3 protein-coding genes are annotated in these 1,044 nt (G+C 68.4%); 1 reads left to right on the top strand and 2 read right to left on the bottom strand.

Annotation, left to right across the window (positions count from 1 at the left end; translation table 11 throughout):
* A partial coding sequence (locus DBR20_RS17185) for a sulfite exporter TauE/SafE family protein (protein WP_146187044.1) occupies positions 1-404 on the bottom strand: 404 nt, incomplete at its 3' end.
* A 72-nt stretch (positions 405-476) separates the two neighbouring features.
* On the opposite strand from DBR20_RS17185, the gene DBR20_RS17180 reads away from it, so the two are divergent.
* Positions 477-869: a YchJ family metal-binding protein gene (locus DBR20_RS17180; protein ID WP_108267185.1), complete on the top strand. Its 393-nt coding sequence runs from the start codon at positions 477-479 to the stop codon at positions 867-869.
* Here DBR20_RS17180 and DBR20_RS17175 read toward each other — a convergent pair.
* A partial coding sequence (locus DBR20_RS17175) for a diguanylate cyclase (RefSeq protein ID WP_146187043.1) occupies positions 851-1,044 on the bottom strand: 194 nt, incomplete at its 5' end. The two genes, DBR20_RS17180 and DBR20_RS17175, sit on opposite strands and share 19 nt — an antisense overlap.

Here is a 1,044-nt window from a genome sequence, read left to right as displayed (position 1 = left end):
ATCTCGCGGGGCCGGTGCAGCGCGCCGAAGTCTTTCTTCCACAACGTGTAGGCCAGCATGGCCACCAGCAGCACCAGCACCAGTGGCCGCACCGCATCCTTGGGCAACAGGCTGACCGCCGTAGCGCCAAGGAAGGAGAACACGAAGGCCGTACCGGCGGCGAACAACACCGGCTTCCACGGGAAGCGCACGTTGCGTGCATAACGCCACGCCGCCGCGCCGGTACCGAACATCGAGCTGAACTTGTTGGTGCCGAACAGCATCGCCGGCGTCTGCTGCGGCAGCACCGTGAACAGGCCCGGCAGCTGCACCAGTCCGCCGCCACCCACGGCCGCGTCGACCAGGCCGGCAATGAAGGCGATCGCCACCAGCCACCACAACTCAGGAGGAATCATTTCCAGCACGGCGATCGATCGAAGTGAGGGCGCGACAGCATACGCCTGTCACATTGCCGCCGCCCACGCGACAATACCCGCATGAGCCGAACCGCCCCCGATCCCTGTCCCTGTGGCCTGGCCGCCGACTACGCCGCCTGCTGCGGTCGCTTCCATGCCGGCGGCGACGCGCCCGATGCCGAGCGTCTGATGCGCTCGCGTTACAGCGCCTATGTGCGCCATCTGCCGGACTACCTGCGTGCCACCTGGCATCCGGATACCCGTCCCGCAGAACTGTCGCTCGATGATGCCCCGGGCCAGCGCACCCAATGGCTGGGCCTCACCGTGCAGGACCACCAGGTTACCGGCACCGACAGCGCCGAGGTCCGCTTCACCGCCCGCTACCGCGTCGGTGGCGGCAGCGCGGTGAAAATGTCCGAGCACAGCCGCTTCCTGCGGATCGAAGGCCGCTGGTACTACCTCGACGCCGTCTGAGCGTGGCTGCCGCGCACGGCCAGCACCCGCTGGCCGCCATGCGCACACACGCGGTTGCGACCTTCCTCCTTGGCCGCATACAGCGCCTGGTCGGCCGCTTTGACCACCCCGGCCGGACGCGGATCGACCCGGCTGTCGGCCAGGCCGATGCTGACGGTCACCTGCACCACCGCAC

Source organism: Stenotrophomonas sp. HMWF023, assembly GCF_003060985.1.
Lineage (GTDB): Bacteria > Pseudomonadota > Gammaproteobacteria > Xanthomonadales > Xanthomonadaceae > Stenotrophomonas > Stenotrophomonas lactitubi.
The sequence above is the reverse complement of the archived record's forward strand: the minus strand, read 5'-3'. Positions and strand labels throughout refer to the sequence as shown.

Excerpts from the sequence above, each read along its gene's own strand:
- DBR20_RS17180 (WP_108267185.1), top strand. The coding sequence starts at position 477 with ATGAGCCGAACCGCCCCCGATCCCTGTCCCTGTGGCCTGGCCGCCGAC.